At 42.5% G+C, this 22,710-nt stretch carries 20 protein-coding genes; 17 read left to right on the top strand and 3 right to left on the bottom strand.

Features of this window, described 5'->3' with window-relative positions:
* Positions 1-2 precede the first annotated feature (2 nt).
* From ABZP31_RS08350 to ABZP31_RS08365, 4 genes are all read left to right on the top strand, one after another.
* The gene (locus tag ABZP31_RS08350) at positions 3-1,073 is read left to right on the top strand and encodes a methionine ABC transporter ATP-binding protein (protein WP_034670624.1); all 1,071 of its coding nucleotides are present in this window, start codon (positions 3-5) and stop codon (positions 1,071-1,073) included.
* Positions 1,054-1,713 carry a methionine ABC transporter permease gene (locus ABZP31_RS08355; protein WP_005019858.1) on the top strand — a complete coding sequence of 220 codons (660 nt, stop codon included), beginning with the start codon at positions 1,054-1,056 and terminating at the stop codon, positions 1,711-1,713. The genes ABZP31_RS08350 and ABZP31_RS08355 overlap by 20 nt, the downstream gene beginning before the upstream one ends.
* Positions 1,714-1,818: 105 nt before the next feature.
* The gene (gene ychF / locus ABZP31_RS08360; protein WP_005019857.1) at positions 1,819-2,910 is read left to right on the top strand and encodes a redox-regulated ATPase YchF; all 1,092 of its coding nucleotides are present in this window, start codon (positions 1,819-1,821) and stop codon (positions 2,908-2,910) included.
* A 220-nt stretch (positions 2,911-3,130) separates the two neighbouring features.
* Complete coding sequence (locus ABZP31_RS08365; RefSeq protein ID WP_034433198.1) at positions 3,131-4,069, top strand: AEC family transporter; 939 nt, start codon at positions 3,131-3,133, stop codon at positions 4,067-4,069.
* A gap of 66 nt (positions 4,070-4,135) precedes the next feature.
* On the opposite strand, the gene ABZP31_RS08370 is transcribed toward ABZP31_RS08365, so the two are convergent.
* Complete coding sequence (locus tag ABZP31_RS08370; protein WP_248132026.1) at positions 4,136-4,618, bottom strand: hypothetical protein; 483 nt, start codon at positions 4,616-4,618, stop codon at positions 4,136-4,138.
* A gap of 181 nt (positions 4,619-4,799) precedes the next feature.
* Here ABZP31_RS08370 and ABZP31_RS08375 point away from each other — a divergent pair, with 181 nt between their 5' ends.
* The 5 genes from ABZP31_RS08375 (at position 4,800) to dapC (ending at position 11,029) form a co-directional block, all read left to right on the top strand.
* Entirely contained in the window at positions 4,800-5,474 is a 675-nt protein-coding gene (locus tag ABZP31_RS08375) for an AzlC family ABC transporter permease (RefSeq protein ID WP_248134584.1), read from the top strand.
* Entirely contained in the window at positions 5,471-5,812 is a 342-nt protein-coding gene (gene ygaH / locus ABZP31_RS08380) for an L-valine transporter subunit YgaH (protein ID WP_248134481.1), read from the top strand. Before ABZP31_RS08375 ends, ygaH begins: the two co-directional genes overlap by 4 nt.
* A 115-nt stretch (positions 5,813-5,927) precedes the next feature.
* On the top strand, positions 5,928-7,145 hold the full coding sequence (gene purT / locus ABZP31_RS08385; RefSeq protein WP_248134479.1) for a formate-dependent phosphoribosylglycinamide formyltransferase: 1,218 nt from the start codon (positions 5,928-5,930) through the stop codon (positions 7,143-7,145).
* 22 nt (positions 7,146-7,167) lie between these two features.
* Complete coding sequence (gene glnD, locus ABZP31_RS08390) at positions 7,168-9,834, top strand: [protein-PII] uridylyltransferase (RefSeq protein ID WP_248134477.1); 2,667 nt, start codon at positions 7,168-7,170, stop codon at positions 9,832-9,834.
* A gap of 25 nt (positions 9,835-9,859) precedes the next feature.
* On the top strand, positions 9,860-11,029 hold the full coding sequence (gene dapC / locus ABZP31_RS08395) for a succinyldiaminopimelate transaminase (RefSeq protein WP_248134475.1): 1,170 nt from the start codon (positions 9,860-9,862) through the stop codon (positions 11,027-11,029).
* 54 nt (positions 11,030-11,083) lie between these two features.
* Here the strand turns inward: dapC and ABZP31_RS08400 are convergent, their stop codons facing one another.
* Both ABZP31_RS08400 and msrB read right to left on the bottom strand, forming a co-directional pair.
* Entirely contained in the window at positions 11,084-11,566 is a 483-nt protein-coding gene (locus tag ABZP31_RS08400; protein WP_005019841.1) for a glutathione peroxidase, read from the bottom strand.
* On the bottom strand, positions 11,563-11,982 hold the full coding sequence (msrB, locus tag ABZP31_RS08405; protein WP_005019840.1) for a peptide-methionine (R)-S-oxide reductase MsrB: 420 nt from the start codon (positions 11,980-11,982) through the stop codon (positions 11,563-11,565). The genes ABZP31_RS08400 and msrB overlap by 4 nt, the downstream gene beginning before the upstream one ends.
* Positions 11,983-12,137: 155 nt before the next feature.
* Between msrB and ABZP31_RS08410 the strand changes: the two genes are divergently transcribed.
* The 8 genes from ABZP31_RS08410 (at position 12,138) to cysE (ending at position 22,661) form a co-directional block, all read left to right on the top strand.
* Entirely contained in the window at positions 12,138-13,373 is a 1,236-nt protein-coding gene (locus ABZP31_RS08410) for a pyridoxal phosphate-dependent aminotransferase (protein ID WP_005019839.1), read from the top strand.
* 495 nt (positions 13,374-13,868) lie between these two features.
* On the top strand, positions 13,869-14,738 hold the full coding sequence (locus ABZP31_RS08415) for a MetQ/NlpA family ABC transporter substrate-binding protein (RefSeq protein ID WP_005019838.1): 870 nt from the start codon (positions 13,869-13,871) through the stop codon (positions 14,736-14,738).
* A 75-nt stretch (positions 14,739-14,813) separates the two neighbouring features.
* Positions 14,814-15,839 carry a methionine ABC transporter ATP-binding protein gene (locus ABZP31_RS08420; RefSeq protein WP_005019835.1) on the top strand — a complete coding sequence of 342 codons (1,026 nt, stop codon included), beginning with the start codon at positions 14,814-14,816 and terminating at the stop codon, positions 15,837-15,839.
* The gene (locus ABZP31_RS08425) at positions 15,836-16,531 is read left to right on the top strand and encodes a methionine ABC transporter permease (RefSeq protein WP_005019833.1); all 696 of its coding nucleotides are present in this window, start codon (positions 15,836-15,838) and stop codon (positions 16,529-16,531) included. Before ABZP31_RS08420 ends, ABZP31_RS08425 begins: the two co-directional genes overlap by 4 nt.
* Positions 16,532-16,671: 140 nt before the next feature.
* Positions 16,672-16,956 (top strand): hypothetical protein, encoded by a 285-nt coding sequence (locus ABZP31_RS08430; RefSeq protein WP_248134474.1) that lies wholly within the window; start codon positions 16,672-16,674, stop codon positions 16,954-16,956.
* A gap of 465 nt (positions 16,957-17,421) precedes the next feature.
* A complete protein-coding gene (gene dnaE / locus ABZP31_RS08435; protein ID WP_248134473.1) occupies positions 17,422-20,988 on the top strand; it encodes a DNA polymerase III subunit alpha in 3,567 nt (1,188 codons plus the stop codon).
* A gap of 19 nt (positions 20,989-21,007) precedes the next feature.
* Positions 21,008-21,850: an RNA methyltransferase gene (locus ABZP31_RS08440; RefSeq protein WP_367156784.1), complete on the top strand. Its 843-nt coding sequence runs from the start codon at positions 21,008-21,010 to the stop codon at positions 21,848-21,850.
* Positions 21,843-22,661: a serine O-acetyltransferase gene (cysE, locus tag ABZP31_RS08445; RefSeq protein ID WP_005019829.1), complete on the top strand. Its 819-nt coding sequence runs from the start codon at positions 21,843-21,845 to the stop codon at positions 22,659-22,661. The genes ABZP31_RS08440 and cysE overlap by 8 nt, the downstream gene beginning before the upstream one ends.
* Positions 22,662-22,710 lie beyond the last annotated feature (49 nt).

Below are 22,710 nucleotides of genomic sequence, written 5' to 3' on the forward strand. Positions count from 1 at the left end.
TAATGGTGAGTTTTGGTTCTCATACTGAATTTACGGTTTCCCATATCAAGATCAGAAACCTCAACAAATACTACCAAGTACAAGGCAAATCTGTACATGCACTCAAAAATGTCAGTCTGGATATTCCTGAAGGTAAAATTTTCGGCATTATTGGAAAAAGCGGTGCCGGAAAATCCTCTTTGCTACGTACATTAAATGGTCTGGAACAGCCCAGTAATGGCAGTATTCATATTCACCAACAGAACTTGGCCAGTCTGGATCATGCGGAACTCATTCGGCTGCGTCAACGTATCGGAATGATTTTCCAGCACTTTAACCTGATGTCAGCTAAAACAGTGTGGGAAAATGTTGCCCTGCCTCTTAAAATATCAGGACATAAAAAAGCCGAGATTGAACTGCGTGTTAATGAGGCACTGGAACTGGTCGGTTTAAGCAGTAAAGCAGAAAACTATCCTTCACAACTTTCAGGTGGGCAGAAACAACGCGTCGGTATTGCACGTGCTCTGGTACACTGCCCTGAAATTTTATTATGTGATGAAGCAACCTCAGCTCTAGACCCGGAAAGTACCTCGGTCATTTTATCGTTACTCAAAAGAATCAATCAGCAAATGGGAATCACAATTGTCCTGATTACCCATGAAATGCAGGTTATCCGGGAAATTTGTGATCAGGTAGTTGTTATTGATCAAGGTGAAATTGTCGAGTCTGGTCAGGTATGGAGTGTTTTTTCAAAACCTGAACAGCCAATTACTCAAGAATTATTAACTCTAGAACAACTGGATTTACCATTTGCAGTGAATTCGAAGGTAACTACAGAGACTACACATACTATTTTAAAACTTTGTTATGAGTCTGCCATACACCACACACCAGATTTAAAAGCCATTCTTGAGCAGTTAAATGGTCCAGTTCACTTATATCAGGGCCATGTTGATACGATCCAGCAGCATCTGATCGGTTCACTGATTGTCGCTATACCCGACGTACAGTTAAATCTGAAGCATTTGAAAGAAGCGCTAAAACAATATATTGCCCACATTGAGGTACTTGGCTATGCACGACCAGCTCATTAACCTGCTTTTGACCGGCACTATCGATACATTAATTATGGTAGGCATATCTGCTCTTGCAGCTTTTTTAATTGGTTTACCGATTGCAATTATCCTGGTCAATACCAGTGAACATGGTATTTATCCATCACGGATGATTAATCAGCCCTTGGGATGGGTCATTAATATTACACGCTCTGTCCCTTTTTTAATCTTGATGGTAGCTCTGATCCCACTCACACGTCTTATTGTGGGTACCAGTTATGGCGTGTGGGCTGCTGTGGTGCCATTAACTATTGCTGCTACCCCGTTTTTTGCGCGTATTGCTGAAGTCAGTTTACGTGAAGTGGATCATGGTTTGATTGAAGCCGCACAAGCGATGGGCTGTAACCGTAAACAGATTATCTGGCATGTACTTTTACCGGAGGCCTTGCCCGGAATTGTGGCAGGTTTTACCGTTACGATGGTAACCATGATCAATTCTTCTGCAATTGCTGGTGCTATAGGAGCAGGCGGACTTGGTGATATTGCTTACCGTTATGGTTATCAGCGTTTTGATATTACGATTATGCTGGCTGTTATTTTGGTGCTCGTGATCCTGGTGATGCTTATTCAGGCAACTGGAGATGCCCTGGCCAGCCAGCTAGATAAACGCAAGCTTTAAAACAATACAGACTTTCAGGGATTGTGAGATACCATGACTGACTTTGTCATGGCTTTCATGTAAAATCATCGGCAATTTCAGATAACAATTTTTGTGAGTCATTTCATGGGTTTTAATTGCGGTATTGTTGGCCTGCCAAACGTGGGTAAGTCTACCCTTTTTAATGCACTAACCAAGGCTGCCATTGCAGCAGAAAACTTCCCGTTTTGTACTATTGAGCCAAATACCGGAATTGTACCTGTACCCGATCCACGTCTGGACAAGCTGGCTGCTATTGTAAACCCACAACGTATTATTCCCACCACGATGGAATTTGTTGACATTGCAGGCCTGGTAGCAGGTGCATCCAAAGGTGAAGGTCTAGGTAACCAGTTTCTGGCGAATATCCGTGAAACTGATGCAATTGCTCATGTCGTACGTTGTTTTGAAGATGAAAATGTTATTCATGTAAATGGCAAGATTGATCCATTAGATGATATTGCTACTATTAATACTGAACTGGCACTAGCTGATCTGGAAACCGTAGCCAAAGCTATTTTGCGCTTAACCAAAGTTGCTAAAGGTGGTGATAAAGAAGCGGTAGCAACCAAAGCCGTACTAGAAAAAATTCAGCCTTTACTGGATGAGGGCAAGCCAGCACGTGCAGCAGATTTATCTGATGATGAGCGCAAACTGGTACGTGGTTTTGGTTTACTGACGTTAAAACCAACCATGTATATTGCAAATGTGGCAGAAGACGGCTTTGAAAATAATCCGCATCTGGATGCTGTTCGCAAACTGGCAGAAGAAGAAAATGCCATTGTGGTACCTCTGTGTAACCAGATTGAAGCTGAAATCTCACTTCTTGAAGATGAAGATCGCGCTGAGTTCCTAGAAGCAATGGGCATGGAAGAACCGGGTTTAAATGTAGTCATCCGTGCCGGTTATGCCTTACTGGGCTTACAAACCTATTTCACGGCAGGGGTGCAAGAAGTTCGTGCATGGACGGTTAAAGTTGGTGCAACTGCACCACAAGCGGCAGGTGTCATTCATACCGACTTTGAAAAAGGTTTTATTCGTGCTGAAGTTGTTGCATACAATGACTTTGTACAGTACAACGGTGAAGCTGGTGCCAAAGAGGCCGGCAAATGGCGTCTAGAAGGTAAAACATATATCGTTCAGGATGGTGATGTTATGCATTTCCGTTTTAACGTATAAAAATATACCCAGTAAAGTAATAAAAATGCCAGTTCATTAATATGACTGGCATTTTTATTAGGCCCTGCTAACTAAAGCCTTTTGTTCATAATTTTAATATACAGCTAACATATTCTTTTTATCTTCATCCAGTATTCTTTTCAATTAAACGTTCCAACTACATTTAAAACTCAATGAAATAGTGGAATAATCAAGTTTGCAGGGAGCAAACGATCAGGTCATGGAACAAATTATCTCAGTCATCCTTCCCATCTTTATTATTTTAAGTGTGGGTTATTTAAGCTTGCGCTTAAACATGCTAAATACTACGCATGTACAGGCAATCATCCAGTTTATTATTAAAGTTTCGCTACCCGCATTTTTACTGTACGCCCTCTCTACCCGTTCCTTTGATGAAATCTGGCAGATGCCTTATTTTCTAGGCTACCTGCTAGGTTCACTGATTTTATTCTTCAGTGCATATACACTTTATCGCCGATTCTTTAAGGTACCTCGCCATCAGGCTGCTGTGATTGGGCTGGGTTCATCCATGTCAAATACCGGCTTTATCGGTACAGCAGTACTCACCTTACTAATTGCCCAGGCCGCTGTCCCCTATCTGGCAATGACCCTGGTGATTGAAAATATTATTTTACTGAGTCTGATGCTGATTTTAATAGAATCTTCAGATCAACAGGATAAGGCCCTATCCACCATTATTCTTTCAACTTTGCAGAATCTTGCTAAAAATCCGATTATTCTTTCAATTATATTGGGCTTGATCTGCTCAGTTTATACCGTTCAGTGGCCTGTCTCGCTAGAGCTTCCACTAAAATCACTAGCTTCTACTGCGTCCCCACTTGCGATTTTTGTGATTGGTGCCAGTCTTGCAACATTGACCATAAAAGACCTTAGCAAAGATGTACTGATTGTATGCACTATCAAGTTATTGATTATGCCAATTGTAGTGACCAGTATAATTTATATAATGCCGGGAAGCACAGCGAAGATGGCTTATGCAGCTTTAATCCTTTCAGCTCTTCCTATGGCGACAGCATTTGGAATCTATGGGCAATTAAATGGCATTGCTGAGCAGTCAGTTGCGTCTGTCATGCTTAGTACCCTCTTATCTCTTGTGAGTATTGCCCTGATTATGCAATTTATTCCTTCACCTTTTTAATTTAATGCTTAGGCTAATCATTTAATAAAAAATAGCTCATATGTTGAGCTATTTTTTTAAAATTACTTAAATGCCTTTCTTTTTTGGATCAGTATTGCCCAGTTCAGGATGATCAATTGCACCCTTACACTGTGCCTTATCACGTTCATAATCAGCCTGTTTCTGGCCAGCTTCTGAACCATTTTCAAGAATTTCTCGCGTCCAGATATCCAAACTACTCAATGCCTTACGGCAAAGGGCATATTTTCCTTCAGTCACTGAGTCTGTCATCTTGACATTAATTCGCCAGTCGGTGGTAAGCTGACGGATTGGTTTACGAACTTCCTGTTCCAGACGCTCTGTCTGCTTCTGATAAACCAGTGCATCAATCTCATTCATGAGTTTCCATGCCTGCTGGGCGTAACTGGTGGCATCATTGGTCAGTTTTGGAGCAGGTTTAATCTCGACTTTTCGCTCTGGTTCGTTTGATGAGTTGCTGCATGCCTGTAAGCCCAGCACACTGATTAAAACAGGGAGAAGAAGAAATGAACGGTTTAAATGAGCCCGCATTTTAAGTCGCCTAAACAAACATTTTCCTCATATGCTAGTGAATTCGGGTAGAATACTCAATCTGCGTTTTGACCTATTGTTCAACTCTTTAAAAATTCCAGGGTGTATTGTGTCTGAACATGAAAGTTCCGTTTTGACTCAGGCCGGTTTCTGGCAAGGTGCCAGAGATAGCCAAGCCATCATGCTGACCTATTTACCTGTCTCGTTTGCCTTTGGCGTTTCTGCTACCCAGTTTGGGTTTACTGCCTGGGAAGCTCTATTTTTATCCTGCTCCATGTATGCTGGTGCCAGTCAGTTTCTCGTAGTTGCCCTGCTCGGCAGTGGTACATCAATCTGGATGACAGCACTGACTGTTATCGCTTTAGATATTCGGCATCTGCTCTATGGCCCAGCCTTATACAACCTGATTAACCATCAGTTAAACCTGAAAAAGACCGCTGTCTGGGCATGGGGACTTACCGATGAGGTATTTGCCAGTGGCATGATTAAACTCTCCCAACGCCGACAGGAATGGTCAGAGTCATGGATGCTGGGCTTAAGTCTGTTTAGCTGGCTATCTTGGGCAGGTGGTTCATTTCTAGGGGGGATGTTCGCCAATCAGGTGAGTAATTTGCCACGCTTCTTGCAAGAGGCCTTGGACTTTCTATTACCTGCGCTGTTTTTAAGCTTTTTACTCGCGGCTTTTGAGAGAAAACATACTCTGGTGGTAGCAGTATGCTTAATTGTTTCGGCCTTAGCCTGTTATTTTATTAATCTTTCTGCAGCAATTTTTATCGGGATTATTGCCGGTATTCTGGCCGGCCTGTTTAAGCATTACATCCTTAAGCAGCATGACGATTTAATGGAAACACTATGAATCTGGATATTATTCTGGTCGGTCTTGTCGTGGGAATTGCAAATTTCATCTCCCGTTTTGGCCCATTTTACTTCATTCAAAAGTATCAGCAGCAGAATCAGCGTCGTGGTGCAATCTGGTTGAGAATTGCGCTGGGGAGTATCGGAATTTCTGCTATTAGCTCTATGCTAGTAGTTGCTACATTACCCCCCCTGATTGAAACACCTGATAAAAGTCTGGCCATGCTGGCGGGTTTCCTTATACTGATCAGTTTATATTTCAGATTCAGGAAAATCGTACCAGCAACTCTGACCGCAGCCATTGTTTATGGATTGGTCTATACTTACATACCTGTCTAAATGAAATTTTCTTTTGATTGATCAGAAGATTACTTGATAAAAACTTAAGCTTTTCTTGCTGAAACACTTAACACGCGCATGAGTTCTGTTATGCTGTAAGTCCACTTTTGCAAGGATGATTCGCATGAGCGTGACTATCGGTACTCCACTTCAATCTTCAGCAGTCAAAGTCTTGCTGCTTGGTTCGGGAGAGCTAGGTAAGGAAGTCGTTATTTCCTTGCAAAGGCTTGGAGTAGAAGTACATGCAGCGGATCGTTATGAACACGCACCGGCCATGCAGGCCGCTCATTTTTCTTATAGCCTCAACATGGCAGATCCCCAACAGTTAAAAGCACTGATTGAGCAAGTCAAACCCCAGTTTATTGTCCCTGAAATTGAAGCAATTGCTACGGAAGTTCTTCTAGAGGTGGAAGCTGGACAACAAGCTGTTGTCATTCCTTCTGCTAAAGCTGTTAACCTGACCATGAACCGTGAAGGCATTCGCCGCCTGGCTGCTGAAGAATTAGGCTTGCCCACCTCTGCTTACCGTTTTGCCGACTCTCTGGAGAGCTTTCGTGCTGCCTGTGATGATATTGGTTATCCTAATTTTGTAAAACCAGTCATGTCATCTTCTGGTAAAGGACAGTCCCGGGTAAAAAGTTTTGATGAAGTTGATGCAGCTTGGGAATATGCACAGACTGGGGGACGGGTAAATCAGGGTAAGGTCATTGTTGAATCACAAATCGATTTTGACTTTGAAATTACTTTATTGACTGTGCGTGCCAAGAATCCGCAAAGCGGCAAAATTGAAACCAGCTTTTGCGATCCGATTGGTCACCGACAGGATTTCGGGGACTATGTTGAAAGCTGGCAGCCGCAGCCCATGTCACCTGTGGCGCTTGAAGAGTCTAAACGGATTGCAGATAAAGTCACTGCGGCACTGGGTGGATGTGGAGTTTTTGGTGTTGAACTTTTTATCAAAGGTGATCAGGTCTGGTTTAGTGAGGTATCTCCCCGTCCACATGATACTGGGTTAGTTACCCTTGCTTCACAGTTCCAAAGTGAATTTGAGCTACATGCACGGGCTATTCTGGGCTTACCTGTAAATACGGAGCGACACAGTGTTGCAGCCAGTGCTGTTATTTATGCTGGCCAAGATAGTTCTAACCTGTCATTTTCTGGTCTGGATCTTGCATTAGCTCATCCTTCTACAGACTTACGCCTGTTTGGCAAACCGGAAGGTTTTAAACGGCGCCGTATGGGTGTTGCTACTGCACGCGCAGCATCTATAGAAGAAGCACGTGAACTTGCGCAGCAAACAGCCGCACAAGTAATTGTAAACTCAAATCCATAAAGCTTTACTGCGGAACATGCTCATGATCACTACCTCGCCTCTGCTTAATTATGTCAAAAGCAATCATGATATTCAGGCCATTAATGTATGGCGTACTGATGTTGAAAAGCAGTTACAGGAGAGTTATGAAAATGGGCAGTCTATCCGTGACATTATTCTGGCCCGCTCCAATTTAATCGATGAAGCTCTGATCTTCTTATGGCAACATGCGGGACTCCACCAGACCGATCTTGGTCTGTTTGCTGTAGGGGGCTATGGCCGTCGTGAAATGTTGCCATACTCAGATGTCGATATCATGATTTTGTCTGAAGACGATATCACTCCTGAACAGGAAAGCTTAATTTCTACTTTTATTTCTTCTCTCTGGGATGTGGGAAATTTTAAGCCAGGTATTAGTGTACGCACTATTGCCAGTTGTGTAGAACAAGCCACCAATGATTTAACTGTTGCTACTGCACTGATTGAAGCGCGGCTGATTACTGGAAATCAGCATCTGGCCAGATGGCCACGCCGGATTGTGTCACAGACCTGGACAGATAAAACTTTCTTTGATGCCAAAATGCAGGAGCAGGCAAAGCGTTATGCCCAGCATAATCACACAGAAAGCAATCTGGAACCCGATATTAAAAATGCGCCAGGCGGTATTCGTGACATTAACCAGATTGGCTGGATTGCTAAACGGCATTTTCGGGTTAATCGGATTTATGATCTTGTTCATCTCGGTTTTATTTCTGAATTTGAACTTGCTGTTCTGGAGGAAGCTGAAATTTTTCTCTGGGAAATCCGTCACCACCTGCACCGTCTGGTCAAACGTGATGAAAACAGGCTGCTATTTGATTACCAGCGCGAAATAGCAGCAAAATTTGGCTATGTCCATAAGGAAGGTGAATCTCCGAACTATCCGATTGAGCAGTTCATGAAGCGGTATTATCGTACTGCGCAGCAAGTTTCAACTTTAAATGAAATGCTGCTGGCTTATTTTAATGAGTCTGTTATTACTCCGCGGCTACCAAGTTATGAGCGTAAAATTGAAGAAATCAATGAACACTTTAAACTGGTAGACGGTAAACTGGCAGTACAACATCACAAAATATTTTCGGAAAATCCAAGTGCGATTCTGGAGATTTTCTATTTACTGGCTAACCGGCCAGAAATTCAGGGAGTGCGTGCCCGAACACTTCGCCTGCTGACCCTAGCAGCCAAGCGAATTGACCAGAGCTTTCGTGATAATCCCATGCATCAAGCCCTTTTCATGGCAATTATACGCTCTCCCTACCGTTTATACGACACATTGGTAGCGATGAAACGTTATGGGGTGCTCGGTAAATACATACCTTCTTTTGGGAAAATTACCGGATTAATGCAATATGACCTGTTTCATATTTATACGGTGGATGCTCATACACTCCTGTTACTCAGAAATTTAAACCGCTTTAAAGAGCCAGAATTTGCGAAAGATTTTCCAGTCGTCAGCTCGGTTTTTCAGCGTCTTGCCCGTCGTGATATCGTATTTTTAGCCGCATTATTTCATGATATTGCCAAAGGCCGCGGGGGTGATCATAGTGAACTGGGTGCAGTTGATGCAATCGAATTCTGCCGTGCACATGGTTTTACTGAACGTGAGTGCAAAATGGTGGCGTGGCTCATCCAGAACCACCTGCTGATGTCATTAACTGCTCAAAAGAAGGATATTTCCGATCCGGATGTGGTTAAAGAATTTGCCGAAAAATTGGGTGATATGGAGCATTTGGATTACCTATACTGTTTAACAGTAGCAGATATTAATGCGACTAATCCAAAACTCTGGAATACGTGGCGTGCCTCATTAATGCGTCAGCTATATACGCATGCACGTGATGTAATTCGCACCGGCCTGGGTCGCCCCGTGGAATACCAGATGCTCATTGAAGATACCAAATTTGCAGCCAGTGAACTTCTGGTGGACGAGTTTGCCCTGGAAGAGGTAGAAAAGGTCTGGCAAGAACTGGGGGATGAGTATTTTCTCAAAGAGTCCGCGAATGAAATTGCCTGGCATACCCGTGCAATCCTGCAACATGGGGATAATCCAGCTCCTCTGGTATTGATGCGGGCACATCGTAAAGCTGCACAAGATGCTGTCCAGATTTTTATTTATACTCAAGATAAGCCAAATCTGTTTGCGACTACAGTTGCAGTACTGGACCGAATGAATCTCGATGTTCAGGACGCCCGAATTATTACTGCCACAAAAGCATTCAGTCTAGACACTTATGTAGTACTGGACCGTTTTGGAACCTTACTCACTGATGCTGAACGCAAGCAGACCGTTGCAGATGCGCTGGTTCAGGCACTCAGCCATGCCGACAATTACCCGGGGTTAATGCAGCGTCGTATTCCTCGTCAGTTGCGCCATTTTGATGTAAAAAATACTGTTGATATCACCCTAAATCCGGCTTTACAGCAAAACATGGTGGAAATTTCCACACTTGACCAACCTGGCTTACTTGCTAAAGTAGGCGGTCTGTTTATGATGCAGGGGCTGGATATTCATTCTGCCAAAATTGTCACACTCGGTGAACGGGCTGAAGATATTTTCTTTGTGACAAAGAAGGATGGCACGCCTATGAATGCTGAAGAAGCTCAGCTTTTTTCTACAAAACTGAAATCAGCACTCGATGAAGCTTCAAGCCAAGTCATAAGCCAGCATTAAGTTACAACTAAACGGTATTTTTTCAATGAACTCAAGCTTGTCATTATTACATCCTTATCCTTTTGAAAAGCTTAATCAACTTTTTAAGGATGTAGTCCCTGCGGACCTTCCCTTGATTCCCCTCTCTATTGGTGAGCCCAAGCATCCTGCACCTGATTTTGTAAAACAGGCGATTATTGATAACTTTGAACACCTTTCAACTTATCCGAACAGTAAAGGCTTACCTGAATTAAGACAGAGTATTGCAGATTGGTTAACCCGCCGCTTCAAGCTGAACACCATTAGTGCCGAAAATAATATTCTTCCTGTATCGGGAACGCGTGAGGCAATTTTCTCTTTCGTTCAGGCTTTGGTAAAACGAGAAGATACACCTTATGTGGTCATGCCGAATCCGTTTTATCAGATTTATGAAGGTGCAACCCTTCTAGCAGGTGCAAAACCATACTTCATTAACTGCACCCAAGAAAATAACTATCTGGGTGACTTTGACCATGTACCCAATGAGGTATGGGAAAAAACAGCACTACTGTTTGTATGTACACCAGGTAACCCAACAGGTGCGGTTCTTTCTAAAGATCAGTTTAAAAAACTGATTGCACTTTCAGACCAGTATGATTTTGTCATTGCATCAGATGAGTGTTATTCAGAACTCTGGTTCGATGAAGCACCCGTTGGCCTTCTTGAAGTCTGTGCTGAAATCGGACGTGATGACTATAAAAACTGTGTAGTATTTCATTCCCTGTCCAAACGCTCAAATCTGCCCGGAATGCGTTCCGGTTTTGTCGCAGGTGATGCCAACCTGCTTAAACCTTACCTGAAATACCGCACATATCATGGTGCAGCCATGCCCGTTCAACATCAGCTCGCCTCAATTGTGGCTTGGAATGATGAAAACCATGTAGAAGAAAACCGTAAGCTTTACCGGGCCAAATTTGAACTATTTCAAAATGAACTGGGGCATCTTCTGCCACTTCAAAAACCAGATGCAGGTTTTTATTACTGGTTAAAAGTAGACCATGATGAAAATTTTGCCAAAATGCTCATGGAAAAAGCACATATCAAAGTACTGCCGGGACGTTACCTGTCACGTGAGACTCCGCAAGGTAATCCGGGTGAAAATCATGTACGTTTGGCCTTGGTTGCTGACATTACTCAATGTGAGCAGGCTATTGAACGATTAAAGAGAGTACTTTAATCTTAATTTACTGAAAAAATGAAGGGCGATTGAATCGCCCTTTTATTTTTACTTTTACTGTGCCAATGCCCTTTCAATATCTTCTTCTAAAGCTTCAGGCTTACTGGTTGGTGCATAACGGTTCAGTACTTCACCATTTTTTCCTACCAGAAACTTGGTAAAGTTCCATTTAATGCCGTTGCCCAAAATTCCTTTACTGTTATTGGTTAAATAACGAAAAACTGCATGGGCTTCTGGGCCTTTTACATCAACCTTGGCAAACATTGGAAAACTGACACCGTAATTTTTTTGGCAAAATGCACCAATCTGGTCATTTGTCCCCGGGTCCTGTCCGCCAAACTGGTTACATGGAAAACCTAATACTTCTAATCCCTGATCTTTATACTTCTGGTAAACTTTCTCCAGACCAGCAAACTGCGGTGTGAAACCGCATTTACTTGCAGTATTAACAATCAGTAAGACTTTGCCCCGATAGTCAGCCATTGATTTAGTTTTTCCATCTAACAACTCAGCTTCAAACTGATAAATGTTGGTCATGGATAGGTTTCCTCATCACTTTTTTCTTGTGTTTTTAATTCGAGTGAAGCCGAATTTACGCAATAGCGCAGTCCTGTCGGCTGTGGACCATCTTCAAATACATGCCCCAGATGAGCATCACAATGATGACAAACTATTTCTGTTCTGACCATCCCATGACTTAAGTCTTCATGTTCTTCTATAACAGTTGAATTAATCGGACGGAAAAAGCTTGGCCAGCCACACCCGCTATCGTATTTGGTTTCTGAAGAAAACAGTTCTGCACCACAGCAACGGCAGGTATATACCCCGTCCTGTTTACTGTTCCAGTATTTCCCCGTAAACGCAGGTTCAGTACCTTTTTGTCGCGCAATACGAAACTCTTCGGGTGATAACTCTCTCTGCCATTCTCGGTCTGTTTTATTGAGTTTTCCCATCATTAACTCCTTTAATTCTATGACATTCAATGTCATGCTTCAGTACTTTCATATTTACGCTAGAGAACAAAAAATTTCTAGCTAAATTTCACCATAGATTGTGCTATTTCAGTTAATCTATTTTTCTCTTAATATACATATAATTGGATGAGATCATGTCCGTTTTAGGTAACACTATACCCCGCGAAATCAAAAAATCGTCTAAGCTTGAGCATGTTTGCTATGACATTCGTGGACCAGTGTTACGAGCCGCCAATGAAATGGAAGAACAGGGCCATAAAATTATCAAACTCAATATTGGTAATCCCGCCCCGTTCGGCTTTGAAGCGCCACAAGAAATTATTAATGATGTTGCCCTGAACCTGCCAAATGCAGTGGGTTATACCGATTCAAAAGGAATCTTTCCGGCACGTAAAGCGATCTGCCAGTATTACCAGCAAAAAGGTGTATTTGATGTCAGCGTAAAAGATGTCTACATTGGTAATGGCGTATCAGAACTCATTGTTATGGCCATGCAAGGTCTGCTAGATGATGGCGATGAAATGCTGGTGCCAATGCCGGACTACCCGCTCTGGACAGCAGCTGTTAATCTCTCTGGCGGTACAGCGATTCACTATAAATGTGATGAAGAAAATTTCTGGTATCCCGATATCGCTGATATGGAAAGTAAAATCACTCCAAATACCCGCGGTATTGTGGTGATTAATCCCAACAACCCAACCGGTTCGGTTTATCCGCGCCACGTACTTGAACAGATTGTTGCACTGGCAAAAAAATATGACCTGATCCTGTTTGCCGACGAAATTTATGACAAGATTATTTATGATGGAATTGAACATGTAGCCCTGGCAGCACTGGCAGGTGATCAGTTATGTGTTTCTTTCAATGGTCTCTCTAAAGCTTATCGTATTGCAGGTTACCGTTCAGGCTGGATGGCAATTACCGGTAATAAAAGCCGTGCAGTAGACTATATTGAAGGTCTGGATATGCTTGCCTCAATGCGACTGTGTGCCAATCATCAGGCTCAATATGCAATTCAGACTGCTCTCGGAGGCTATCAGTCTATTAATGACTTGATTCGTCCAGGCGGACGTTTATATGAGCAGCGCAATATTGCTTGGGAAATGTTAAATGAAATTCCTGGAGTTTTCTGTGTTAAACCGGAAGGCGCCATGTACTGTTTTCCACGTTTAGATCCAGCAGTGTATCCGATTGAAGACGACGAAAAATTTATGCTGGATTTTCTGCGTGCAGAAAAAGTATTGTTGGTACAAGGTACAGGCTTTAACTGGCCAACTCCGGATCATTTCCGTGTAGTGTTCCTGCCTGCCGAAAATGAATTACGCGAAGCAATCAACCGTTTAAGTCGCTTTTTGGCAAAAATGCGATAAGTCTGTTAAATAAAATAGTGTTCTGCATCTTTCTATTCGAAAGATGTAGAGCTTAATATTGCTATATTCAGTTTTATCTCATTTATAGATTTATATTGAATAAAATTTTATATAGGACAAAAATTTACCAAGTAAATATTTTTTATAAAAAATTATAAATAAACACATGATTTTAATAATAAATTTTTTTTAAATTTGAATTTTCAAAAGCATTTAATAAGATAAGGAATGACTTTATATTCACTATATTGCATATAGCTTTATTGGTATGATGCAGCTCATGAGTAGGTTCTAAATTTTATTGAGTTAAATAACATGCTGTAGTGATAGCAGTCAGTTTCCCTAATACAATAGAGCGCTAGAACAGACCACTACAAATTTCTTAACGCTTTAAACCGGTCTTCATTTCACGAGAGCGGTTGGTTTAAGCTTGATTTAATGATCAAATGTTATAATTTGTAAATTTAAATATATTAAATTTACCGGGACGAATACATGAAAAAGTTGCTTGGCCTTGTATTAGGCGTATCTGTAGGACTGGCAGGATGCTCAAAACCTGAACAGCCTGCAACTGAAAACGCTACACAGGATTCTGCTGAAGTTAAAACCGTAACTATGGCATCTACTGGTTCAGATGCAGATATCTGGCGCTACATTGCAACTCTGCCTGAAACTAAAGAAGCTGGCATTAAACTGGATGTTAAAAACTTCACTGATTATGTTGCCATGAATACCGCTGTAGCCAATAAGGAAGTCGACCTGAACGCATTTCAGTCGTATGCCTATATGGTCGCATATAATGCCAACAATAAAGATAAGATTGCACCGGTATCTACTACTTATCTAGAACCGATGGGTATTTACTCAACCAAAGTAAAGAAAGTTGAAGAGTTCCCAAATGGTGCCACCATTGCTATTCCAAATGATGGGGCAAATGAGTCACGTGCATTGCTACTGCTTCAGTCTGCGGGTCTGGTGAAATTAAAGCCCGGTTTTGACGAGGTACAGGGTACTCCTGCCGATATCGTTGAAAATAAAAAGCAGATTGTGATCAAGCCTGTCCAAATGGCAACTGCAGTCCGTGTAAAAGATGAAGTAGATGCCATAGTATTGGGCAATACTTTAGCAATGGAAGGCGGTTTAAATGTACTTAAAGATGCTATTTATTATGAACCAATTGACCAGAGTACCAAAATGAATGTAAATATTCTGGCTACTGCTGCCGATCGCCAGAATGATCCTGTACTACAGAAAGTTGGTGCGCTATACCATACTGCGCCGGTTAAGCAGTATATCCAGGAAAAATTTGGCGGTACTAAAGTCGATGTAAATAAGCCGGTAAGCTATCTTACTGACGCAAAATAATCATATAATTGCGATTAACAAACAGGCAAAGTGAACTTTGCCTGTTTTTTCATTCTTATACAGTATCTTGACGCTATGATCGAATTTAAGAACATCTCCAAACACTACCAGCTCAAGGGCCAGACTATTCGTGCCCTTGACCAGATTAACCTGCAGATACCAGATGGCAGTATATTTGGTATCATCGGTTATAGTGGTGCGGGTAAAAGTACACTCATCCGTCTGATTAACTTGCTAGAACGCCCAGATGAGGGTCAGGTTATTATTCACCAGAAAGATTTCACTGCTCTGGATGCCCGTACATTGCGTCAGGAACGTGCCAATATTGGTATGATTTTTCAGCATTTTAATTTGCTGCAAACCAAAACTGTAGCAGCCAATATTGAAATGCCGATGAGACTGTTGGGTTATAGCAAGGCTGAACGCGAAAAACGCTTGAATGAACTGCTCGACTTTATTAATTTAAAGCACAAACGAGATGCTTTTCCCGATGAGTTGTCGGGTGGACAGAAACAGCGGGTTGGTATTGCACGCGCTCTAGCAAATCATCCAAAAATTCTGCTTTGCGATGAAGCTACGTCTGCACTTGACCCTCAGACCACCCAGTCTGTTTTGCAACTGCTTAAAAAAATTAATAAAGAGCAAGGGATTACCATTGTGATGGTTACCCATGAAATGGATGTGATTGAATCAGTTTGTGATTATGTCGCAGTGATGGAACATGGTAAAGTCATTGAGACAGGCTCTACACTAGATATCTTCAGTCAGCCACAACATCCAACAACTCGGACCTTTATCCAAACTGTTTTGCAACAGCAATTACCGGTTAATATTCTAAATAATTTGGAAAACCAGAATCATCATAGTATTTACTGTCTGAAATTCCTGGGTAAATCTGCTCAGGAAACGGTAGTTCAAGCTGTAATCAAAAAGTTTGACTTAAGTTTAAATATCTTGTTTGCCAATATGACTGAAATTCATGGGACTGTTATTGGACAAATGTTTATTCAACTTTTAGGTGACCCGGAAGTGATTCAGCAAGCTATTCTGTTTCTGGAAAATAATGGCGTGCAGGTTGAACAGTCAGGAGTGCAAGGATGAGAGACTTGATTGTTCAGTGGCTCACTAGCGTTACTGCGCCATTTTGGAAAAGCTCACTTTCAATTGACCAGTTCGTAACCGCTTTACAGGAAACCTTCCACATGGTGTTTTTTGCCATGCTATTTGGTTGTGTCTGGGGTTTTATTCAGGGTATTACTCTGGTGGTTACACGTCCGGGAGGTATTTTACCAAACCGGTTGATTTATCATGGTTTAAACCCCATCGTTAATGCGCTACGTTCCCTGCCTTTTATCATATTGCTTATTGCAGTCATTCCACTGACCAAGCTGCTGGTCGGAACTTCGATTGGAACATGGGCTGCTATCGTGCCTTTGACTATTTATGTAGGTCCTTATATCGGTCGGCTGGTTGAAACTTCACTGCTGGAAGTAAATGAAGGAATTATTGAATCAGCTCAAGCGATGGGAGCGACTCCCCTACAAATTATTTTTAATTTTATTTTGCCAGAAGCCCGTAGCTCACTGATCCTTAACCTGACCACAGCCACTATTAGCCTGATTGGTGCGACTGCAATGGCAGGTGCTGTTGGTGCGGGCGGCATTGGAGACCTGGCTATTTCTTATGGCTATCAGCGTTTTGATACCAGTGTAGTTATTTTAACAGTTATTGTTCTTTTGATTCTGGTTCAAATCGTCCAGATGCTCGGTGAATGGCTAGCCCGTCTCAGATAGGTTGGAGAATGATTAACCGCCCTCTATAGAGGGCTTTTTTCAGGTTTGCTGTTTGTTATAAACGTGCTATAGCTATGATTAACCGGTCAATATTCATGATAAAAATATGATTAGTAATCTTTTCTTTTAGCATATGTGCAGTGTCTGAGGCTTCTACATTACCTTATGATTATGCTACCAGTATAAAGGTAAATGTATTAGAGCTTAGACCGTCTGTAACGGCTTCTCAATTAACCCAACAGCTAGTCATCCAAAATATAAAAACTCACAGAAATTACTCAGAATGTATAGGTAACTATGAATATTCAACTGCTCTTGTTCCAAACAAAGGGCTGTTTTTTGAAATATATCCAGAAGATAACTCCCCTTTTTCTAAAAACTATTTCAAAAGCAGAGACAGTATTAATCAACTCACTGATACTTAGGGCCGAGTCAGTCTGAACTGCAAAAATAAAGCAGAACTTAGCAAAAAAATCTTGATAAATAATCTTCCCATCTCAAAAGATTATATTCTTGCCAAGTTTAAAAAAGACTTTCCTCAAAGTGAAAAAGGAATAAAAACTACAGGTATAGGCACAGTAATACTGCTAACTTCTGCTAACCTAAAAGCTTATCTCAAGCATCCGGATGAGTACGTCCCTCCTTATTTTCCATATCTTGACTTTACTTTCAAAAATGGCAGGTTATGTGCTTTCGATATATACCAAGGTATAACCTGTTAATTACTGGTACTTTTATTAGAAGGGTATATTTATAATGGAATTTCTGTCTTTCCATTTATAGCCCTGCTTAAAATGAAATTATAAAAGATTCTAATGTAGTAAATATTGAGCTATGCCGTTCGCAAGAGCATGGTAAAATACAGGGCAGTTTAGGCAGGGTTGTTTTCTATGCAGTTTGTTCATCTTGGTATTCATACAGAGTTCTCGATTACAGAATCAATCGTACGTGTGCCTGATCTGGTTAAAGCTGCTCAAAAAGATGAAATGCCTGCTTTGGCACTGACTGATCTGTCTAACCTGCACGCAGCGGTCAAATTTTACGGAAAATGTTTAGGTAAAGGTATCAAGCCTATTTTAGGCTCAGAAATCCGCCTGAATGATGCTGAACATCGTATGACCTTATTGGCAATGACCAATACAGGCTGGCGAAACCTGACAGAACTGGTATCTGAAGGTTATATCCGCGGTCAACAGCTAGATATTCCCTGCGTACAAAAAGAATGGATACTGGACCAGAACCAGGATTTGATTGCCCTGCTCGGGATGAATTCTGATGTCGGTAAAATGCTGATCACTTCTAACCCTCAAAAAGCTGAACCTTTGCTGGAAGAATGGATTGCCAAATTTGGAAATCGGGTTTATTTGGCCCTAACCCGTACTAATCGTCCGGGCGAAGATGACTTTATTATAGAAGCGGTGAAACTGGCCCAGAAGTATAATATTGGTGTAGTGGCACACAATGATGTGCACTTCATGACCCGAGACGACTTCGAAGCGCATGAGGCCCGGGTCTGTATTGCTGATGGTTATGTCCTTGGTGATAATCGCCGTCCGAAAACCTATTCGCCCGAACAGTATTTTAAGTCTTCTGAAGAGATGACCGAGCTGTTCTCGGATATTCCGTCAGCCATTGAGAATACTTATCATATTGCTAAACGTTGTAACGTAACCTTGCAACTGGGTAAATACTTCCTGCCGGACTATCCGATTCCAGAGGGTTATACTATTGATACCTTCTTTGCGCATTTGTCCAAAGAAGGCCTCGAAGAGCGGTTAAATTTCCTTTATCCACCTGAAGAGCGTGATGAACACTGGCCGGAAATACGTAAGCCTTATGATGAACGTATCGAATACGAGATTAATATTATTAACTCGATGGGGTTTCCGGGCTACTTCCTGATCGTAATGGACTTCATTCAATGGTCAAAGAATAATGGCGTACCGGTAGGCCCGGGCCGTGGTTCAGGCGCAGGTTCTCTGGTTGCTTATAGTTTAAAAATTACTGATCTTGATCCACTGCGTTATGAACTGCTGTTTGAACGTTTCTTAAATCCGGAACGTGTTTCGATGCCTGACTTCGATGTCGATTTCTGTATCGCTGGCCGTGACCGTGTAATTGATTATGTAGCACGTACTTATGGTCGTGATGCCGTCTCCCAGATTGCTACTTTTGGTACTATGGCGGCTAAAGGAGCGATTCGTGATGTGGCCCGGGTTCTAGGTAAATCTTATGGACTAGCAGATCGTATTTCCAAACTGATTCCAACTAAACCTTTGGGCTTAAGTCTGGAAGAATCCTTACAAGCTGAACCTCAGCTTAAGGATATTGTTACCAACCCATCCAACCCGGATTATGATGATGCTTCAGAGATCTGGGAAATGGCGCTAAAACTGGAAGGTATTACCCGCAATACCGGTAAACATGCCGGTGGTGTAGTTATTTCACCGACCAAGATTACCGATTTTTCTGCGGTCATGTGTGATGCTGATGGTACGGCGCGCGTAGCGCAGTTCGATAAGGATGACGTAGAAGCAGCAGGTCTGGTAAAGTTTGACTTTCTGGGTTTGCGTAACCTGACCGTGATTGAAGATGCAGTCAAGAATATCAATAAACGTATTAAAAGCGATAAGCCTTTAGATATTGCTGCTATTCCACTTGAAGATAAAGACGCTTATCTGGTCTTTGCCAATGCCAATACCACCGCGGTATTCCAGTTTGAATCTGTGGGCATGAAAAAAATGCTCAAAGAAGCACGTCCAAGCAAATTTGAAGAAATTATTGCTTTCGTATCTTTATATCGTCCGGGACCGATGGATCTGATTCCTGACTTTATTCATCGTATGCATGGTGGTGAGTTTGAATATCTGCATCCTCTGCTTGAAGGCGTATTAGAGCCGACTTACGGGATTATGGTGTATCAGGAACAGGTCATGCAGGCGGCACAGTACTGTGCGGGTTATACGCTTGGTGGTGCGGATTTGCTGCGCCGGGCAATGGGTAAGAAAAAACCTGAGGAAATGGTTAAGCAGCGTAAAATCTTCATTGAAGGCGCTGCAAAAAAAGATATTGATGAAGCTACAGCCAACCATATTTTTGATTATATGGAAAAATTTGCCGGCTATGGTTTTAATAAATCGCATGCAGCTGCCTATGCATTAGTAGCCTACCAGACGGCATGGTTAAAAGCGCACTATCCAGCTGAATTTCTGGCAGCGGTAATGTCATCGGAAATGCAGAATACCGATAACGTGGTATTTTTGATTGATGACTGCCGAAAAAACAATCTGGAAGTTTTGCCACCTTCGGTCAATATGTCAATTTACCAGTTCCATGCAATTGATGAAAAAACTATTGTATATGGTCTTGGTGCGATTAAAGGCGTTGGTGAGGCTGCAATGCAGTCAGTGATTGACTCGCGTAACCAGCAAGGACCGTATAAAGATCTATTCGATTTCTGCCACCGCATTGATCTGAAGAAAATCAATAAACGTACTTTAGAAGCACTGATTCGTGCCGGTGCATTGGATTGTCTAGGTATTGAACGTGCCGACCTGATGGCACAGCTTCCAGAGGCAGTACAAGCAGCAGATCAGGCCCGTCAAAACCGTGAAACCGGGATTATGGATCTTTTCGGTGAAGTTGAAGAAATTCAGCGTAAACCAGCTAAACCTGTAAAACCCTGGAGTGACGAGGTTCGTCTCAAAGGCGAAAAAGACACTTTAGGCCTTTACCTGACCGGGCACCCTATTAATGTCTACCGGCCAGAACTCAAGTCTTTTGTTCCAAGTCGGCTGAATGAACTGACGCCTACCCGTCGTGGCGTGACCACTGTATTCGCTGGTCTGGTAATCGATGTCGCCAATTTTCCAAACCGCGTCATGATCACACTGGATGATGGTACAGCACGTGTAGAAGTCAGCTGTAACCACGAGCGTTTCCAACGCTTTAAAGATATTATCCAGCCTGAAAAAGTCGTAGTCATTGAGGGAGAAATTTATGAGCGCGAAGGTTATGAACGCCCGATGGCGCGTCTCAGCAAGGCTTTTAGCTTAAATGAAATCCGTCAGAAGCGAGCAAACAGCATCAAGATACAGCTGAGTGATGATCTGCTAGGCCCGGCATTGGGTCTGGAGTTGCAAAAAATACTTGCACCTTATTGTAATATAGACATGTACCAGCATATTCCGGTACAGCTATTTATAGAGCAGCCCTATGCTACAGCAGAGCTACATTTGGGTCCAAGCTGGAAAGTTGCCCCACTTGATGAGTTGCTGGCAAAATTGCGTGATTATTTTGGCAAGGAAGCTCTGCATATCGAATACCAGGTCAAATCCAAAGCTGCGCGGGTAGTAGAGCCCGTGCGCCCGGTACATACAGCTTCCCCCGCTTCGAATGATATAAGCATGGATGAAGCTTTAGAACTTTATCAGGCTGAAGTCAGCCAGTATTCTTGATACAAAAATTGGATATCCTATGAGCAGTTTTGATAATGCTTTAATTTCAGAGCATTTATCCCACGTCCGAATTGTAATGGTCAATACCACACTTCCGGCTAATATTGGCAGTGCTCTGCGTGCCATGAAAACAATGGGTCTTTGCCGACTGGTCCTGGTCGCTCCAAAAACTTATCCACATCCGGACATTGATGCGCTGGCAGCAGGTGCACAGGATCTTATTGAACAGATCCAGATTGTCGAAACACTGGAAGAGGCCATTCAGAACTGTCATCTGGTATTTGGTACCAGTGCCCGCAGTCGCACCATCCCATGGCCACTGTTAGATGCCCACCCGGCAGCACAAACCTCTATGCAGGCAGTTATCAGTAAACAGCAGGAAATTGCGGTAGTATTTGGCCGTGAAGACCGTGGCCTGACCAATGAAGAGCTGGCACTAGCCAATTATCATGTCACTATTCCAGTCAATACAGATTATGGCGTACTTAATGTCGCTCAAGCAATTCAAGTAATCTGCTATGAAATGCGTATGGCTACACTGGAACTGGTGGATACTCCACCTCAAGAAACCAATCAAATGCCGGTAACTGGCAAGTCTATGATGGACTGGGATGAGCCGTTGGTTACACATGAACAAATGGAGCAGTTTTATCCCCATCTGAAAAAAATGCTTGAAGAGATTGAATTTTTAGATCCCAACAATAAACGCCTGTTACCTTTACGCTTGCGTCGCTTATTCGGGCGTATACAATTAGACCGTATGGAATATCATTTATTGCGTGGCATTTTTAGTCGGGTGCAGGCCTTGAACAATGGCACATGGAAAAAGTCGAACAGCCAAAAGGAGCAGCCAGATGCTTAAGCAGCTTAAAGAAGATATTCAGGCCGTATTTGCCCGTGATCCCGCTGCCCGTAACACATTGGAAGTATTAACGACCTATCCGGGTATTCATGCATTAATTATGCATCGGGTAGCCCATGAACTGTGGAAGAAAGACTGCAAGGGTACAGCCCGGCTTTTATCTTCATTCAGCCGCTTTGCCACCGGTATAGAAATTCATCCGGGTGCAAAGATTGGCCGACGCTTTTTTATTGATCATGGTATGGGTGTAGTGATCGGTGAAACAGCAGAGATTGGAGACGATGTTACTCTTTATCATGGCGTTACTTTAGGCGGCACTACTTGGAATAAAGGCAAACGTCATCCTACACTTGAAGATGGCGTAGTAGTCGGTGCAGGTGCTAAAATTCTTGGACCATTTACTGTGGGGAAAAATGCCAAAGTAGGCTCGAATACAGTGGTTACAAAGGCTATCCCTGCAGGGGTTACAGCGGTAGGCGGACCGGCACGTTACATTTTTAAAGATAAAGAAGCTCAGGATAACGAACAGGAAGCGCGTCGTCGTTCTTATGCAGAACGTATAGGTTTCCAGCCTTATGCCGCCACACAGGAACAGGCCGATCCTATTCTTGAAGGTATGCGTGTATTGCTGGACCGTATTGAATATAACGAGAAACGCATGAACACCTTATGTCAGCGTTTATCGCTACTTGACCCGACATTTAAGCGTTCAGCACAAAATGAACAGCACCCATTTAGTGAAGAAGAGTTAAAGATTATTGAAGAAGTGCGCCGTGAATGCGAAGCACAAAGTACCCAGACCAAAGCTTGAGCTAAATTAAAACATATACTCACAAGCTGGACATTGCATGTTTGCATAG

Source organism: Acinetobacter sp. FL (assembly GCF_040744925.1).
Lineage (GTDB): Bacteria > Pseudomonadota > Gammaproteobacteria > Pseudomonadales > Moraxellaceae > Acinetobacter > Acinetobacter radioresistens.